The organism is Thalassospira australica (genome assembly GCF_044790785.1).
Classification (GTDB): domain Bacteria; phylum Pseudomonadota; class Alphaproteobacteria; order Rhodospirillales; family Thalassospiraceae; genus Thalassospira; species Thalassospira australica_A.
The window spans coordinates 2,352,271-2,367,748 of record NZ_CP085258.1 but is presented as its reverse complement, the minus strand read 5'-3'; the positions used below and the strand labels follow the sequence as shown (position 1 = coordinate 2,367,748).

At 55.3% G+C, this 15,478-nt stretch carries 16 protein-coding genes; 8 read left to right on the top strand and 8 right to left on the bottom strand.

What is annotated here, in order from left to right; all coding sequences use genetic code 11:
• Positions 1 to 2 precede the first annotated feature (2 nt).
• Positions 3 to 485, bottom strand: coding sequence for a MarR family winged helix-turn-helix transcriptional regulator (locus tag LG297_RS11320; RefSeq protein ID WP_404420266.1), 483 nt, complete (start codon positions 483 to 485; stop codon positions 3 to 5).
• A gap of 45 nt (positions 486 to 530) precedes the next feature.
• Positions 531 to 1,952, bottom strand: a complete 1,422-nt coding sequence (locus LG297_RS11315; RefSeq protein ID WP_404420264.1) for an MFS transporter — start codon at positions 1,950 to 1,952, stop codon at positions 531 to 533.
• Here LG297_RS11315 and LG297_RS11310 point away from each other — a divergent pair.
• Together LG297_RS11310 and LG297_RS11305 are read left to right on the top strand one after the other, a co-directional pair.
• Positions 1,951 to 2,382 carry a hypothetical protein gene (locus tag LG297_RS11310; protein WP_404420262.1) on the top strand — a complete coding sequence of 144 codons (432 nt, stop codon included), beginning with the start codon at positions 1,951 to 1,953 and terminating at the stop codon, positions 2,380 to 2,382. The two genes, LG297_RS11315 and LG297_RS11310, sit on opposite strands and share 2 nt — an antisense overlap.
• 159 nt (positions 2,383 to 2,541) lie before the next feature.
• Positions 2,542 to 3,831, top strand: a complete 1,290-nt coding sequence (locus LG297_RS11305) for a hypothetical protein (protein ID WP_404420260.1) — start codon at positions 2,542 to 2,544, stop codon at positions 3,829 to 3,831.
• On the opposite strand, the gene LG297_RS11300 is transcribed toward LG297_RS11305, so the two are convergent.
• Positions 3,814 to 5,040 carry a TIGR03862 family flavoprotein gene (locus LG297_RS11300; protein WP_404420258.1) on the bottom strand — a complete coding sequence of 409 codons (1,227 nt, stop codon included), beginning with the start codon at positions 5,038 to 5,040 and terminating at the stop codon, positions 3,814 to 3,816. The genes LG297_RS11305 and LG297_RS11300 overlap by 18 nt on opposite strands.
• Positions 5,041 to 5,636: 596 nt before the next feature.
• Between LG297_RS11300 and LG297_RS11295 the strand changes: the two genes are divergently transcribed.
• The 4 genes from LG297_RS11295 (at position 5,637) to LG297_RS11280 (ending at position 8,935) form a co-directional block, all read left to right on the top strand.
• Positions 5,637 to 6,707, top strand: coding sequence for an ABC transporter substrate-binding protein (locus LG297_RS11295; RefSeq protein ID WP_404420256.1), 1,071 nt, complete (start codon positions 5,637 to 5,639; stop codon positions 6,705 to 6,707).
• Between the two features lie 84 nt (positions 6,708 to 6,791).
• Positions 6,792 to 7,565: an ABC transporter ATP-binding protein gene (locus tag LG297_RS11290; RefSeq protein ID WP_404420254.1), complete on the top strand. Its 774-nt coding sequence runs from the start codon at positions 6,792 to 6,794 to the stop codon at positions 7,563 to 7,565.
• Complete coding sequence (locus LG297_RS11285) at positions 7,555 to 8,388, top strand: ABC transporter permease (protein ID WP_404420252.1); 834 nt, start codon at positions 7,555 to 7,557, stop codon at positions 8,386 to 8,388. The genes LG297_RS11290 and LG297_RS11285 overlap by 11 nt, the downstream gene beginning before the upstream one ends.
• Positions 8,389 to 8,479: 91 nt before the next feature.
• The gene (locus LG297_RS11280) at positions 8,480 to 8,935 is read left to right on the top strand and encodes a host attachment protein (RefSeq protein WP_404420250.1); all 456 of its coding nucleotides are present in this window, start codon (positions 8,480 to 8,482) and stop codon (positions 8,933 to 8,935) included.
• Between the two features lie 22 nt (positions 8,936 to 8,957).
• Here the strand turns inward: LG297_RS11280 and LG297_RS11275 are convergent, their stop codons facing one another.
• The 5 genes from LG297_RS11275 to pcaQ form a co-directional block, all read right to left on the bottom strand.
• Positions 8,958 to 9,878, bottom strand: a complete 921-nt coding sequence (locus LG297_RS11275) for a helix-turn-helix domain-containing protein (RefSeq protein ID WP_404420248.1) — start codon at positions 9,876 to 9,878, stop codon at positions 8,958 to 8,960.
• Positions 9,879 to 9,980: 102 nt separating this feature from the next.
• The gene (locus LG297_RS11270) at positions 9,981 to 11,372 is read right to left on the bottom strand and encodes a TRAP transporter large permease (RefSeq protein ID WP_404420246.1); all 1,392 of its coding nucleotides are present in this window, start codon (positions 11,370 to 11,372) and stop codon (positions 9,981 to 9,983) included.
• Positions 11,365 to 11,868: a TRAP transporter small permease gene (locus LG297_RS11265; protein ID WP_404420244.1), complete on the bottom strand. Its 504-nt coding sequence runs from the start codon at positions 11,866 to 11,868 to the stop codon at positions 11,365 to 11,367. Before LG297_RS11265 ends, LG297_RS11270 begins: the two co-directional genes overlap by 8 nt.
• A gap of 83 nt (positions 11,869 to 11,951) precedes the next feature.
• Complete coding sequence (locus tag LG297_RS11260; protein WP_404420242.1) at positions 11,952 to 12,986, bottom strand: TRAP transporter substrate-binding protein; 1,035 nt, start codon at positions 12,984 to 12,986, stop codon at positions 11,952 to 11,954.
• A 232-nt stretch (positions 12,987 to 13,218) separates the two neighbouring features.
• Entirely contained in the window at positions 13,219 to 14,160 is a 942-nt protein-coding gene (gene pcaQ, locus LG297_RS11255) for a pca operon transcription factor PcaQ (protein ID WP_404420240.1), read from the bottom strand.
• Positions 14,161 to 14,290: 130 nt separating this feature from the next.
• Between pcaQ and pcaD the strand changes: the two genes are divergently transcribed.
• Positions 14,291 to 15,091 carry a 3-oxoadipate enol-lactonase gene (pcaD, locus tag LG297_RS11250; RefSeq protein WP_404420238.1) on the top strand — a complete coding sequence of 267 codons (801 nt, stop codon included), beginning with the start codon at positions 14,291 to 14,293 and terminating at the stop codon, positions 15,089 to 15,091.
• On the top strand, positions 15,084 to 15,476 hold the full coding sequence (gene pcaC, locus LG297_RS11245) for a 4-carboxymuconolactone decarboxylase (RefSeq protein WP_404420236.1): 393 nt from the start codon (positions 15,084 to 15,086) through the stop codon (positions 15,474 to 15,476). Before pcaD ends, pcaC begins: the two co-directional genes overlap by 8 nt.
• Positions 15,477 to 15,478 lie beyond the last annotated feature (2 nt).

The window sequence follows — 15,478 nt, the reverse complement described above, 5'->3', positions numbered from 1 at the left end:
GATTATCTGTTTTCGGATTCCAGATTGTCGGCCATCAGGCTGGCAATTTCGTTGAAATCCGTGATCTGTTTCTGGCTTAAGCCAGTGGCCATGCGCGTGCGGATTTTGGCTTCTACGGCACGGTATTCTTCCATCAGCGCATCGCCCTTTGGCGTCAAATGCAGGGTCTGGCTTCGCCCGTCTTCGGGATGGGGGCGGCGTTCGATCAATCCGTTTTCTTCGAGTTCCTTGACAAGCCGCGTGATGCGGCCCTTGTCCTGCCCGGTGCGGGCGGCGATTTGCTGTGCGGTGACGCCGGGGCTTTTGATGATCCATTTCAGCGTGCGCATCTGCGAAATCGGAAGCGGCATATCGGCATCCTGCAATCCTTCGCGCATGGCACGCTTGAAGGCATGGACAAGCCGGTGAAGGGTTTCGCCGGGGACATGCGCATTTGCAGGGTTGGTTGTTGGCGTTTCTATTGGCGTTTCCATGGGCTTACTCATCGATATGTTTCTGGCTTGCCGGTGCGCAAGGTGTTTTCTGGTTCGTTATGACGGCTTTGCGTCGGCTTCGTAGCCATGCGGGGCGATGATGCCGGTGCGGATCGCATATTTGCGGCCCTCGCAAATGGCGGCCGATATCAGGGCAAAGCCTGCCGCAACCCCCATGATCGCGGTCAGATCAAACGCGCCGCCCGTACCGATCAGGATCGCGGCCAGGGCAGCCCCGACCGATTGCCCGGTCAGGCGGGCGGTGGCGAGCATCCCGCCAGCACCGCCGCTTCGGTCCCGCGGGGCGCTTGTCATCATCAGGCGGTTATTGGGCGACTGGAACAGGCCAAAGCCAAAGCCGCAGACCATCAGACAGGCAATGATAAAGAGGGCGGTATGGGGGCTTCCGGCCGGGATCAGGGTGACGGCAAACAGGCCGATGGCAAAAATCCCCATGCCGATCCCGGTCAGATGGATCGGTGAATATCGATCAGCCAGCCGCCCGGCGATGGGGGCGATGATGGCGGTGGCGACGGGCCACGGCGTCATCAGAAGGCCGGTATCGACTGCGCTATAGCGCAGCACGTCATGGAAATAGAAGGGGAGTGCGACAAAGGCGATGAATTGCGCGCAAAAGCCGGCAACCGATGACCCGATGGAGCAGGCAAAGACCGGACGGGCCAGCAGATCAAGCGGCAGCATCGGCCGTTCACGCGAAAATTGGCGACGGACAAGGAAGAACCCGGCGGTGATCGCAATCACGAACAGGCCCGCGATCAGCATCGGGTGGCTTTGGGTGCCGACATTGCCAAGCGCGGAGATCAGCCCGCCGAATGCCAGCACGTTCAGGAATGCGCTGATATAGTCAAACCGGGTGCGGGTCGGTTTGGTATAGGGCAGGGCGAATGTGCCAAGGCCGATTGCCACGATGGATATCGGGATATTGATCAGAAACAGCCAGTGCCATGTCGTCACCGCGAGAATGGCCGAGGCGATGGTCGGCCCGGCGGCGGCGGAAATTGAAACCACCATGGCAATCAGCCCGATGGCGCGGCCAAGATTTGCCTGCGGGACGCTGTGGCGCATGAGGGCTGCGTTGATGCTCATCAGCGCCGCACCACCCAGACCCTGCAACACGCGGGCGAATGTCAGGAATTCGATATTGGGGGAATAGGCGCAAAGGGCGGATGCAATGCCGAAAATCACCATCCCGGCCAGATAGACCTTGCGAAAGCCAATCGCCTCGCCAAGGGCGGACAGGGGCAGCAGGGCAACGACAACCGCAAGCTGATAGGCGGTGATGACCCAGATGGCGTGCGCCGGGCTGACATTCTGATCCTGCGCAATCGCGGGCAGGGCGACATTCATGATCGACCCGTCAAGCACGGCCATCATGACGGTCAGCAACACGGCGATGATGGCGAAGGACCGCTGGGGCTGCGGCAATCCGTCGGCGTGGATGGTTTTGGATATCTTCATGTGGGGCAACATTCCGAAAACAAAGCGTGCGGTGGCAAGAGGCAGCGCGAGGAGCGGGCAAACGGGGCAAAATGCCACCCGATATCGCGGTTGCGGGCACGGTTGTATGGTTGACTTTATCAACCAATATGAAATCTGGTTGATTTTGTCAACTTGTTTTGTGGGGCTGTCCTTAGGGGTAGTGTTCGGGCGTGTATTAGGGGTGTATCATCAAGTGGGTAATCGGGAGGACAGAATGATGAAAATGATGATGGTTCTGGGGATCGGTGCGCTGTTTGCGATGGGGACCACGACGGTGCCGACATATGCAGCGCAAGGTTCAGTCGCGTTTGATCAGGTGGTTGAACATGGCGGCGGCTGCCGCAAAAGCTCCCCACCCGGGCAGTGTTGCCATATGGATAACAAGGCTGGGTCTGTGCATTGTCATTGAAGAGCTGGTAATGGCATATTGACCAAAGGCGATAGGATGTTGGTAATGAGTAAGCGTCAAAAGATTATTCTCAAAGATGATTTGCTCAAATTCCCTATTTTTTGTGGCCTGAGCATAAGTAGGTGGTTCTGATTTTTCGGATTTAATTGAGGAGTGGTTATGATTAAAACTGATCAAGTATTCGGGGTGTCAAATAAAATATTGAAGCATTCATATGTTGATCGTGGGGATTTAGATATAGAAATTGTTCATAAATCAAGTCGGCCATGTCATATGGCTCTTTGTGGAGAGTCTAAAATTGGTAAATCTTGGATACGTCAGCAAAATTTCCCTGATGCTATTACTGTTCAGTGTCGATTGAACACGGTTGTTGTTGATATTTATACGGATATTCTATCTCAGCTTGGGATTAAACTTTTAGTTGAAGAAACTAAAGAAAAGGTTCTTAAGGGGAGGGTCGAGGCGAGTGCTGAGGCCGGAGCAAGCTTGTTGGCAAAATTAAAAATTAAGCTTGGTATTGATACATCGGATGCTGAGTCTTTGACTTCTATATCAGTTGGGCATGATATTAATGATTTAATGTTTGTTGCTGAAATAATAAAATCTTCCGGAAAGCGTATTGTCGTGGAGGATTTTCATTATCTTTCCATTGAGATTAGAAGGAAATTCTCTTTTGATTTAAAATACTTATGGGATCATGGTGTGTTCATTGTTGTCGTTGGGGTTTGGGCAAAATCAAATATGATTACTTACCTAAATCCTGACTTGGCGGGGAGAATAGAAGAGATACCTGTGAGCTGGTCGAGCGATGATCTTTATAAAGTGATAGAGAGAGGTTCTGATGTTCTTAATATTGAAATATCTAGAGACATACAGGACCTAGCTGTTCGCGATTCATATAGAAATGTAGGTCTTCTGCAGCAGTTGATTCTGCAGTACTTGGATGAAGAGAAAGTTTTTCATAATCATGATGGGGAAGATAAGAAATTATTAGGTAGCTTGGATAAATATAATGATGCTGCAATGAAAATTGCAGAGCAACTTTCTAAGAAATATCAAAAGTTTGCGGATGATGTTTCGTCAGGTATTCGAAGAAGGAAGGACACTACTGGGATATATGGTCACGCCATGGCAGTAATTCTTGATTCTGTTGATGACGATTTCATTAAAGGATTACCATTGCAGTTTATCTTCGATAAGGCTGTTGCTAGGCAAAGTAGAATACAGAAGCAAAATTTGAGAACGGTTTTGACTAAGATGGAGGGGCTTCAGGTAGATGAAGATGGTAGGGGGCTAGTGTTTTCTTTCAACGAAGCTACCGAAGAGGTCTCGCTGATTGATAAGACATTATTGTTTTATCGAAAATACGGAACTTTAAAATGGCCTTGGGAAGATTTAATTGCAGAAGCAACAGCTGAGTCTGCGGGAAATTCAACGAATGTAGATTGAAGTGATACACCCACTCAACAAATACCCCCCCGTCGGCGCTTCCCAATCGATCATTTCGCCCACGCAATAGGTGCCGGGGCGTTTTTTGAGTTGGAAGGTTTCGTCGAGTTCTTCCCATGCCACACCGCCGGCTGTGCTGATGGCTTCGTCAATCGGGCGGGGTTTGGTGATTTTAAGCGGTAGGGCCTTGATCGCGGTTGCGAGTTTGGTCGGGTCGTTCAGGGTTTCGCGGGGGGTGACTTCGAAAATCAGGGTTGTTTTGGTGGCGTCCAGACCAAGTGTTTTGCGCAGGTGATTGCCAAGCGAGTTTTTGCCGCGTGGTTTGTTTAAGCGCGTGGTGACGTCGGCCTGGTCGCGGTCGGGCGTCAGGTCAAGCGTGACGGTGGCATCGCCGGTTTCAAGCCATTGATCGCGAAGGGCGGCCGAGATGGCATAAACCGCACTGCCTTCGATCCCGGTTCTGGAAATCACGAATTCGCCGCGCACGGTTTGCGGGCCGAATTTGGTTGCGACCGTCAGCGTCACGGCCTTGACCGGGGAACCGGCGCATTTATCGATCAGATGGTCGGTCCAGGCGACATCAAAGCCGCAATTGGCCGGTTTGAACGGGTTGCATCTGATCCCGGCATTTGTAAGGATTTCCATCCATTTGCCATCCGATCCCAGCCGTTTCCAGCTTCGGCCGCCCAATGCCAGAACGGTGATATCAGCCGTGGCGGTCACTTCGCCGTCCGGGGTTTTGAAAACGGCATTTTCGTTTTCATCCCAGCCGGTCCAGTAATGGCGGTAGTGGATTTTGCAGCCCAAGCCATCCAGACGACGCAGCCATGCGCGCAAAAGCGGGCTTGCCTTCATCGCGGTCGGGAAGACGCGGCCAGAGGAGCCGACAAAGGTTTCGATGCCAAGCCCGGCACACCAGTCGCGGATTTCGTTGGGGCCGAATTTGCGTAAGTGCGGTTCGAGCCGTTCGCGCGACGTGCCATAGCGCGACAAAAACGTTTCGACGTCTTCGGCATGGGTGATGTTGAGCCCCGATTTCCCCGCCATCAGGAATTTGCGCCCGGCACTTGGCATGCCTTCATAGATCGTGACGGCATGACCGGACCCGGCGAGGCGTTCGGCCGCCATCAGCCCCGCCGGACCCGCCCCGATGATCATCGCGGTTTTGCCGTTTGGTTTTGGGGTCGGGGTATCCGGGTTTGATGACATGCGGGGCCTTTGGGTGCGGGGTTGTGTCAGGCGGTTTTAGCCGGTTTGGCGGGGGATGGCAATTTGCGGGATTACAGGCGGCGGTGTGGGAGCGCGTGGCACGATGGACTCCCGCGTTCGCGGGAGTGACGGTAGAGGGGTGGGCGACGGTAGAGGGGCGGGCGACGGTAAAGGAAGCGAGGCGGTGCAGGCACCGTGGCAGTGGCGATAGAGAGGCGGGGCGACAGTTGTTTTGCGCAAGGCAAGTATCGGGGGCTTGACCCATCCCCGTCATGCCCGCGAAGGCGGGCATCCAGTTTGCGGTGCGGGGTTTCTCCGATTTCGGTGATGGAGGTTTTGGCCCGATGGGTTCCCGTTTTCGCGGGAACGACGGTGGAGGGGCGCGAAAAAGATGGGAGAGCGTGGTACGGCAATGTCGGAAGACCCGCGCAAATTCGACCCTGACGGAAACAGGGTTCGCTGTGACTTGCGCATTAAGAGTGAAATCGACCCTTTTGGCGGAAAAATGCGGCAAAGATTGGCAATTTGTCGATAAATCGGCTAACAAAATTCCGAAGGTTATAATGCATTCAAAAAAATGATCCTGTGGAGGAAACATGGTTTCGATGAGGGGAATGGCGGGCGCGGCACGGCTGGCGCGCGGATCGGTTGCGGCGTTGGCGATGGGGGCGAGCGCCCTTGTGGCGTTTGGCGCACAGGCCGCACAAGCCAACGAGAAGGTCGATATTGCGGCACTGGCGTTTGTTTCAAGCGCGCCGTTATTTATTGCCAAGGAAAAGGGATACCTTGCCGACGAGGGCCTTGATGCCGAGATTTCGATCTTTCAGGCGGCCCAGCCGGTTGCGGTTGCGATTGCATCGGGCGATGCCGATTTTGGCGTGACGGCGTTTACGGGCGGTTTCTTTAACCTTGCGGCCAAGGGGGCGCTTAAGGTTGTCGGCGCGCAGTTGCATGAAGATCCGGGGTATGACGGATCGGCCATTCTGGCATCCAATGCGGCGTTTGAGGCCGGTCTGACATCGGTTGATAAATTGCCCGGTCATAGCTTTGCCCTGTCGCAGGTCGGATCAAGCTTTCATTACATGATTGGCAATGTGGCCGAGAAGGCCGGGTTTGATCCCGACAGCGTTGAATTGAAACCGTTGCAATCGGTACCCAACATGATCGGTGCGTTGAAAAGCGGGCAGGTCGATAGCATGATCATCGTGCCGCATATTGCAAAGCCGCTGGCCAATGCGGGGGCGGCACATATTATCGGCTGGGTGAAGGATTACGTGCCTTATCAGGTGGGGGGCCTGTTTACATCGACCGAGAATGTCGAGGAAAACCGCGAGATGGTCGAGAAGTTCGTGCGCGCCTATCAGAAGGGTGTGGCGGATTATCGTGCGGCCCTTCTGGCGACCGATGCGGATGGCAAGCTTGTGGAAAGCGACACCACGCAGGAGATTCTGGAGATCGTGCATAAATATGTTTATGCCAACGATCCGGCGGACAAGGCCTATCCGAAAATTCGTGATGGCGCGATGTTCATCACCGAGGAAGCCCGACTTGACGTTGCCGATGTCAGGGCGCAGGTCAAATGGTATCAGGATCGCGGCTTTGTTTCGGCTGATGCCGATCCGGCGAAATTCATCGATACCAGCTTTATCCCGGCCTTGACCGAGTAAGGCGATATTTTCCCGACCGGGTCCGTTGCGTTGTCTTCTGGCCCGGTCGTTTCATTTATAGATTTCAGATAAACGGATTGTGCCATGCGGCTGCAAATCAAGGGCATTTGCCATTCATATGATCAGGTCGAGGCGCTGCGCGATATCGATTTCGGGATCGAACCGGGCGAGGTCGTCGCCCTGATCGGGCCGTCGGGCTGCGGCAAATCGACATTATTGTCGATCATTGGCGGGTTGCTGGCCCCGACACATGGCGAGATTCTGATTTGCGATAAGGCAACGCCGGAAGGGTGCCTTAATCCACTGACTTATGTGTTTCAGGATTTCGCGCTTTTGCCGTGGCGGACGGTGGCGGGCAATATCAGCCTTGTTCTTGAAGATCACGGATTATCCAAAGCGGATCGTGACGCGCGGGTGGCCGAGGTTCTGGCGCAGACCAATTTATCGGATTTCCGTGATGCGTACCCGAAACAGCTTTCGGGCGGGATGAAGCAGCGGGTCGGGATTGCGCGTGCGTTGGCGGTGCGCCCGGCGGTTTTGTTGATGGACGAGCCGTTATCAGCCCTTGATGCGCAGACGCGGATTTTGCTGCTGGATGAATTTGCCGCCCTGTTTGCGCGGACCGGCATGACGGCGGTTTATGTGACGCATAATTTGAACGAAGCCGTGCGGCTGGCCAACCGGGTGGTGGCATTGCGCCGTCGCCCCGGCACGATCAAGGAAATCCACACAATCGATATTCCGATTGCAGAGCGGTGCCAAGGCATGGCGGAGCTTATCGCGCATGAACAGGCCCTTTGGGAGCTGATCCGGGATGAGGCGATTGCGGCCGATAAGGAGCTTGAAAATGTCGCATGATATCAGCAAAGTTCGGCCCGGCCCGCAAAGCACGGCGTCGCCGGCAAGCCATGTGCGGTTTCGTGCGACGGGCTTTAACCCGAAGGCCAATCCGGTGGCGGCGTGGGGCTTTTTCGTGGCCGTGATTGCGCTTTGGCAATTGGGATCAAGTACGGGTGTGATCAGCGAGCTTGCGATGCCAAGCCCGGTTGCGGTGACCAAGGCCCTTTGGCAGTTGATTGTCACGGGTGATCTTTGGCTGCATCTTGGTGCGTCGTTGCAGCGGCTTGTCGGCGGCTGGATCATGGGGACGGTGGCCGGGCTTTTTGTCGGTTTTCTGGTGGGGATGTTTAGCTGGGCGCGGTCGCCCGGTGTGGCGTTTGTATCGGCCCTTTTCCCGATCCCGAAAATCGCCCTTTTGCCGCTTTTCATCATCTGGTTTGGCATCGGTGAACCATCGAAATTTGCCACCATTGCCTTTGGCGTGTTTTTCCCGACCGTGATCAACACCTTTGGCGGGGTTGATAATGTGCAGCGCAACCTGATCCGCATGGGGCAGAGCTTTGATCTGCCGATGTGGTCGGTAATCCGCAAGATCATTTTGCCCGGTGCGTTGCCGACGATCCTGTCGGGGTTCCGCATTTCATCGTCGATCGCGATCATCCTTCTAATTGCCGCCGAAATGATCGGGGCGCAATACGGTATCGGGGCGTTGATCCTGGCAGCCGGTAACCTGTATCAGACCGATCAGCTTATTGCCGGTGTGGTGGTTCTGTCGCTTTTGGGGCTGTGTGTTTCGTGGCTTTTAGGAAGGCTTGATCGTTGGTTGCTGGGCTGGCGATAATCGATTTCAGACTGTTTGATCTGCCTTGATATGGAACCAAAACTGTCCCCGTCGCGTTTCGGGGACAGTCCCAACAAAAAGGCAGGTTGAAATGCATAAGAACCAGTGGATTCTCGTGGCCGACGGTGGAAAGGCGCATGTGATTGCGGTTACGCGCGATGCCGAAGGCCGCCATCTGGAAACGGTCGAGGAAATGCAGGCCGACAATCGGTCCAGTCAGGAAATCGCCAGCGACAAACCGGGACGCGGTTTTGCCAATCCGGCAGGCAATCAGCAGCGCCATGCCATGCCCCCGGCATCCGATCCGCATGAACATGCCCAGAAGGAATTTGTCGATGGTGTCGTCAAATTTCTTGCCGATGAGTGCAAGCAGGGCAAGTTTGACAATCTGATCGTGATTGCGCCGCCCAAGGTGATGGGCGAGGTCCGCACCAAAATGCCCAAACCTCTGGCCGAGACGCTTGACGGGGAAATCGTCAAGGATCTGACCAATGTGCCGCTTGGCGATTTGCCCAAGCATCTGAGCGGGACGGGTGGCTGGCTTTGAGCCGGCCTGGATTTTGCCGGAGTTACCGGTGATCCTGCCGGAACTGAACCGGTGACATCCCGGCCTTTTTGGCAAAGAAGCGCGAAAAATATCCGGCATCGCGAAAGCCCAGTTCATCGGCGATCTGCTGAACCGCGATGTCGGTATAGATAAGCGTGCGTTTGGCTTCCAGGATCAGGCGGTGATGGACGACTTCGATGGCGGTCATGCCATAGATATCCTTGGCAATGCGGTTTAGCTGTGTGGTGGTGATGCCGATTTCGCGTGCATAGAATTCCAGCGGTTTGTGCTGTTTGTAGAAGGTTTCGATCAGCGACTGGAATTTGCGGAACTTGGCGGTTTTCTGTTCCTTGCGGCTAAGCCGCGCGGGATCGCCGGACGGGGCATCGCGGCCGATGCCGAGTAACAGCAATCCCAATATGTTACGCAGTGCATATAACCGCCCGGTATTATGTCCGTAATATTCCGCGACCAGTTGACGGATCAGGAAATCGGTCGGGCTTGGCTGATTTCCCTCGCCTGATACATCAACGCAAAGCGGCCGGTCAAGGCGGGCAAGAAGTTTGGGGGCAGGGGCCAGAATTTCCTGCAAATGATAGTCGGTCAGCGAAATGACCCAGCCATCGATATCGGGGCTGAAGCGAAAGCCGTGCACGGTGCCGGGCGGCATGGTCAGCAGATGGCCGACCTGCATGGTGAATTGCCGGTCGTCAAACTCGATCCCGGCATGGCCGTGCGTGATGTAAAGCAGCTGAAACAGATTGGCATGACGGTGCGGCTGAATGTGCAGGTCATGCAGTTTGGATCGCGACGGGATGCTTTCGAGATGGAAGAATTCCGGTTCGGAAACGGCGATCTGTTCGGCGGTTCCGGGCGCGGTTTCGCCGGTTTCACCGTACAGTTTATAGACCGGAATGCTGTTGCGGGTTGCGACCATGATCATATGTTGCTGTTTGCTTTCGGACAGTCTAGCGGGTTTCGGGTTCGACCAAAAGAAAAGCCCGCCACACCGGGCGGGCTTTTCGGAAGCTTATGATGCGCGTTGCTATCCGCCCAGCAATGTCGGCACAAACAGGGTTAGCACCGGGACAAAGATCAGCAACACGATACGGACGATCTCGGCGGCAAAGAAGGGCATGACGCCGCGGAAGGTCTGGCTCATGGGAACACCGTCGGCAAGGGCGTTGATGATGAACACATTAAGCCCCACCGGGGGTGTTATCAGCCCCAGTTCCACGACAATCAGCGCGAGAATACCGAACCAGATTTTAAGATCTTCGGCCCCCATGCCGTATGCTGCGGTTGCCGCAGTGGCCCAGTCGCCGCCATTAAGGTCCACAAGGGCAGGCCAGAAGAACGGGATCACGACCACGATCATTGACAGGCTTTCCATGAAGCAGCCCAGAACGATCAGGGCAAGCAGCATCAGAACCATGACCAGCCACGGATCAAGCCCGCTGGTTGCGGCGGCCTCGGCCATATAGGCCGGAAGGTTGGCGCGGCTGAAGAAACCTTTAAGGATTTCGGCACCCAACAGGATGAAGAAAATCATCGAGGTGGTGACAGCCGTATCGCGCAGCGACTGTTTCAGGCCGGAAAATGTCAGGCCACCCTTGCCGCGCAGGCGCATGAAACCGCCATAAACCAGAATGGCAAAGACACCGACACCGGCCGCCGGGGTCGGCGTGAACAGACCGGCCCCAAGGCCGAGAATGATCGATCCGAAAATCACCATGACCGGGATCAGGCGCAGCAATGCCTCGCGGCGTTCGGCCGGTGCCATCGGTTCGGGGATCGGGGCGAGGCCCGGGTTCAGGCGGACCTGAATGGCAATCACCCCGATAAAGAACGCAACCGCGATCAGGCCGGGAATGATGGCCGCCTGGAACATCTGGATGATCGATGCCTCGACCGTGACGGCGTAAATCACCAGTGCGACCGATGGCGGGATCAGGATGCCAAGCGTGCCGCCCGCCGCCAGTGTGCCGGTGGCAAGGCGCGGCGAATAATTCAGGCGGCGCAATTCGGGCAGGGCGACCTTGCCCATTGTGGAGGCGGTGGCAAGCGACGATCCGCAAACCGCGCCAAACCCGGCACATGCGCCGATGGCCGCCATGGCAACACCACCCCGGAACCGGCCCAGAATGGCATTGACCCCCTGAAACAGATCGCGTGACAGATTGGCCTGACTGGCGAGATAGCCCATCAGGACGAAAAGCGGTACGACCGACAATTCATAGTTCGAGACAATCCCGTAAAACAGGGATTTGAATTGCTGCAAATAGGGGTCAAAGCGCAGGAACGGGAAGAACAGGCTCAGCACATAGTTGCCGCCGACCCCGACACCGATCATGGCAAGCCCGACCGGAACGCGCAGTGCGAGAATAAAGAACAGCAGTACAAGACCGCCAAGGCCGATTAATTCGCGTTCAGACATTGGCCGGGGCCTCGCTTTCGAAAATCTGGCTTGCGGCAATCAGTGCCCACAGGAACATCGAAACGATGCCCGGCACATAGAACGGCCAGATCGGCCAGCCCAGAATTGCCGACAGGGTATTGTCGCTGCGGACTTCGATCAGGCCGTTGATCATCATATAGCCAAGGAACAGGGCCAGAAGCGCCATCAGGACGCCGGAAATGATGTCAACGCCGCGCACGAACCACCGGGGGAACATTTTGACAAAGACATCGACGGCGACATGACCGTAACGGGTCTGGCAATAGGGGAAGAACATCAGGGCGGCCGAACTGACAATCATACTGACGAAGTCTTCATAGCCAATAATTGCCGGGAAATTGGCACCAAACAGGCGGGCAATTTTGTCCAGACCGAATGCGGTAACGTTCACGATTGTGACCACCGCGATCAGCAGGGCCAAAAAACCGCCTGTCACGGCAAACCAGGATGCGGCCTTATTCAGCACGTGTTTCATGTGTCATACAATCTTGCGGGAAAGCAGGGTTACGTAATGTTATGATACGTAACCCTGTCAGTTTTGCCAGTAACTTGAAAAGATTACTGTTTGGTATGGGCGAGAACGGCAGCCTTGGCCTTTTCGACCAGTGCGGCACCGTCGATGCCGTTTGATTTTGCTTCTTCGATCCAGCGATCAACAACCGATGCGGATGCATCGTCGAAGGTTGCTTTTTCTTCCGGGGTCAGTTCAACAACCTGACCTTTGCCATCGTTGATCATTTTCTTGCCGACTTCTTCGACATTGTTGAAAACGTCACCGATCTGGGCGGCAAAATCGCGACCGGAGTTACGGTCGATGATTTCCTTCAGATCGTCGGGCAGGCTGTCGTAACGGTCCTTGTTCATGGCAAACAGGAAGACCGATGTACCGAAGCGCGAATTAACACCTTCGCCCTCGACCGAATAGGAAACCAGTTCAGCCAGTTTCAGCGGCGGGACGACTTCGAACGGAACCAGACCGCCGTCAACAACGCCAAGCGACATGGCCTGCGGCAGGGCCGGGACCGGCATGCCAACCGGTTCTGCGCCCCAGGATTCAATCACCCAGGAACCGGTACGGGTCGGCGTACGCAGTTTGAGGCCTTTGACATCGGCAACGGTGCGGACTTCTTTCTGGGTCAGGTGGATGGCCTGACCGGCATGAACGTGAACGGCCAGCGGATGGATGTCTTTCAGGTCCGGTGCCATGTCTTCCATCATGTCCCAGATCGCGAGGTTGGTCGCGCGTGCGTCCCCCAGATGAACACCCGGAAGTTCGAAAACTTCGGTGTGCGGGAAGACGCCCGGGGTGTAACCCGGCAGGGTCCAGACGATATCGGCAACGCCGTCACGGACCTGACGATACAGTTCCGGCGGGTTGCCGCCCAGCGACATGGACGGGAAAATTTCAAACTTGATGCGGCCGTTTGATTCTTCTTCGATCTTTTTTGCCCACGGTTCCATCATCTGGGCCTGGGCCGGTGCTTTCGGACCCAGGAAGTGCTGGATCGTCAGGGTAACTTCCTGTGCATGTGCGCCGAACGACACCATGGTCGCGACGGCGGCACCTGCCAGCAATTTTGTGATGTGTTTCATTCTTCCTCCTTTTAACGTCCCCTGGCGTAGCCAAACGCCATCAAACGTCTCAGCCATGATGCGTTTTTTATCTGCGAAGTTTTCCGGAATTTTTTTTATTGTTGTTTTTGTTATTCTTTTTGTTCGCATGTTTGCCGTTTATGCACAGCTGCCATGCCAATTTGTAATCAATCTAATCGTCCCCGCATGGTTATGTATAATGATATTGGTGCTCATTTACATAACCAGATGATTATGTTTCTTGACGGGAATGGGTTGTGTGATGTCGGGCGGCTTCTTCGCGGACGGCATTGATCAGGATTTCGACCGGGGGTGAAACCGGGTTGTCGATGCGGGTGGTCAATCCCACGGGGCCAAAGGTATCGCTGGTATCTATCGGCAATTCGACAAGGTGGCCTTCGGCAATGTCGGATGCCACAGCCCCGTTTGAAATGATCCAGATCGCATCAGTTTCGCGGGTGAAGGCGCGGCCAAAGGATGTCGAAACGGTTTCGATCCGGTCGGGCAGGGCGCCGATCCCATGTGCAATCAGCATCTTGTCGACGGTCGGGTGAATGATCGCCTGTTTGGGCGGCACCAGAACAGTAAATTCGCGAATGCGCGTAATGTCCGGGTTTTTATCAGCCAGCAACGGATGACCGGGGCGCGCGACCAGCGAAATATGTTCGGAATACAGATGTATAAAGGACAGACCCGACATCTGGTCGGGTTCGGCCAGTCGCCCAACCACCAGATCAAGTTCGCCAACGCGCAATTGCCCCATCAGCATCACGTTCGGCCCGGCAACGACCTTGACTGTTGTATCGGGGCTTAGGGCCTTGAACCGCCGGATGGCGTTGGGTATCACGCTGGCCGCAACGGTTGGCAGCACGCCAAGATTGATTGATAACCCACCCTGCATGCGCACCTGGCTGATGCTGTCGACACCCTGACGAAGGGCGGTGACGCTGGCGCCGGCATAACGCAGGAACACCTTGCCGAAATCGGTCAGTGTGACGCCGCGTTTGGATCGGTCAAACAGACGGGCATCAAGATGTTCTTCAAGTTCGCGGATGGTTTTGGAAACGGCCGGCTGGGTTATGGATAATGTGTCGGCGGCCTTGACGACGCTTCGTTGACGCGCGACCTCCAGAAAGCAGGTCAGATGGCGGAATTTAATGCGTTGATCAAGCATGGTTACCATTCCAGAAATCAAATATTCCTGTTTTATATAATTGTATAGTTATGCAATTAACGCAAATCCTCATTTTACATAACCAAAACCGCCTGCCAGATTATGGGTAACAAATCAGGGTGGAAATGACATGAGTTTACAAGTCGCCCCGATCAACGGGACACATATCCATTATTGCCAGACCGGCCCGAAGAACGGTCCGGCCTTGGTGTTTTCAAATTCGCTGGGTACCGATCTGCGCATCTGGAACGACGTTGCCCCGGCCTTTGCCGACCGGTTCAACGTCATCACCTATGACAAGCGCGGGCATGGTTTATCGGGCATTGGCGGGGCGGAGTATAATATCGACCTGCATGCCAATGATCTGATCGGGCTTCTGGATTATCTCGGCGTCAAAGACGTCATTATTTGCGGTTTGTCGGTCGGTGGACTGATTGCGCAGAAAGTCACCGAACTGGCACCAAAGCGTGTTCGCGGCCTGATCCTGTGCGATACCGCGCCGAAACTTGGCGATGCGGAGGGCTGGAACACGCGCATCAATGCGATCCGGGAAGGCGGCATCGAGGTTCTTGGCGATGCCATTATCGAGCGCTGGTTATCACCGACATATCGCCGCGAACGGCCGGTTGAAACCGCGATGTATCGCGACATGCTGGTGCGGACCACGGTGGAGGGCTATGTCGGAACCTGTATCGCGCTTCGCGATGGGGACCTTCGCGATGCTGCGGCCCGGATTTCGGTGCCGGTCCTTTGTGTTTGCGGATCGGACGATCTGGCGACACCGCCCGATGTGGTACGCGACATGGCCGGGATGATCCCCGGTGCCGAATTTGAACTTATAAACGGGGTCGGGCATTTGCCGTGCCTTGAAACTCCTGAATTGCTTTCCCGGTTGATCGACCGATTTATCAAGGAGAAGAACCTTGTCTGAGAACCGGTATGAAGTCGGTATGAAAACCCGCCGTTCCGTTCTGGGCGATGCCCATGTGGATCGGGCTTCGGAGAATGTCACGGAAATCGATGCCGGTTTTCAGCGTTACATCACCGAGAATGTCTGGAATGGTGTCTGGAGCAGCGATGCGTTCACCAAGCGCGAACGCAGCATCGTGACCATCGCGCTTCTGGCCGGGCTTGGCCATGAAGAGGAATTGGCGATGCATATCCGTGCGACGCTGAATACCGGTGCCACGCGCGAAGATATCCGAGAAGTTCTGATGCATGTTGCGGTCTATGCCGGCGTTCCCGCCGCCAATACGGCATTCCGCATTGCCAAACAAACCTATGCCGAGATCGATGCGGCCGCCAAGGGAGAGTAAAC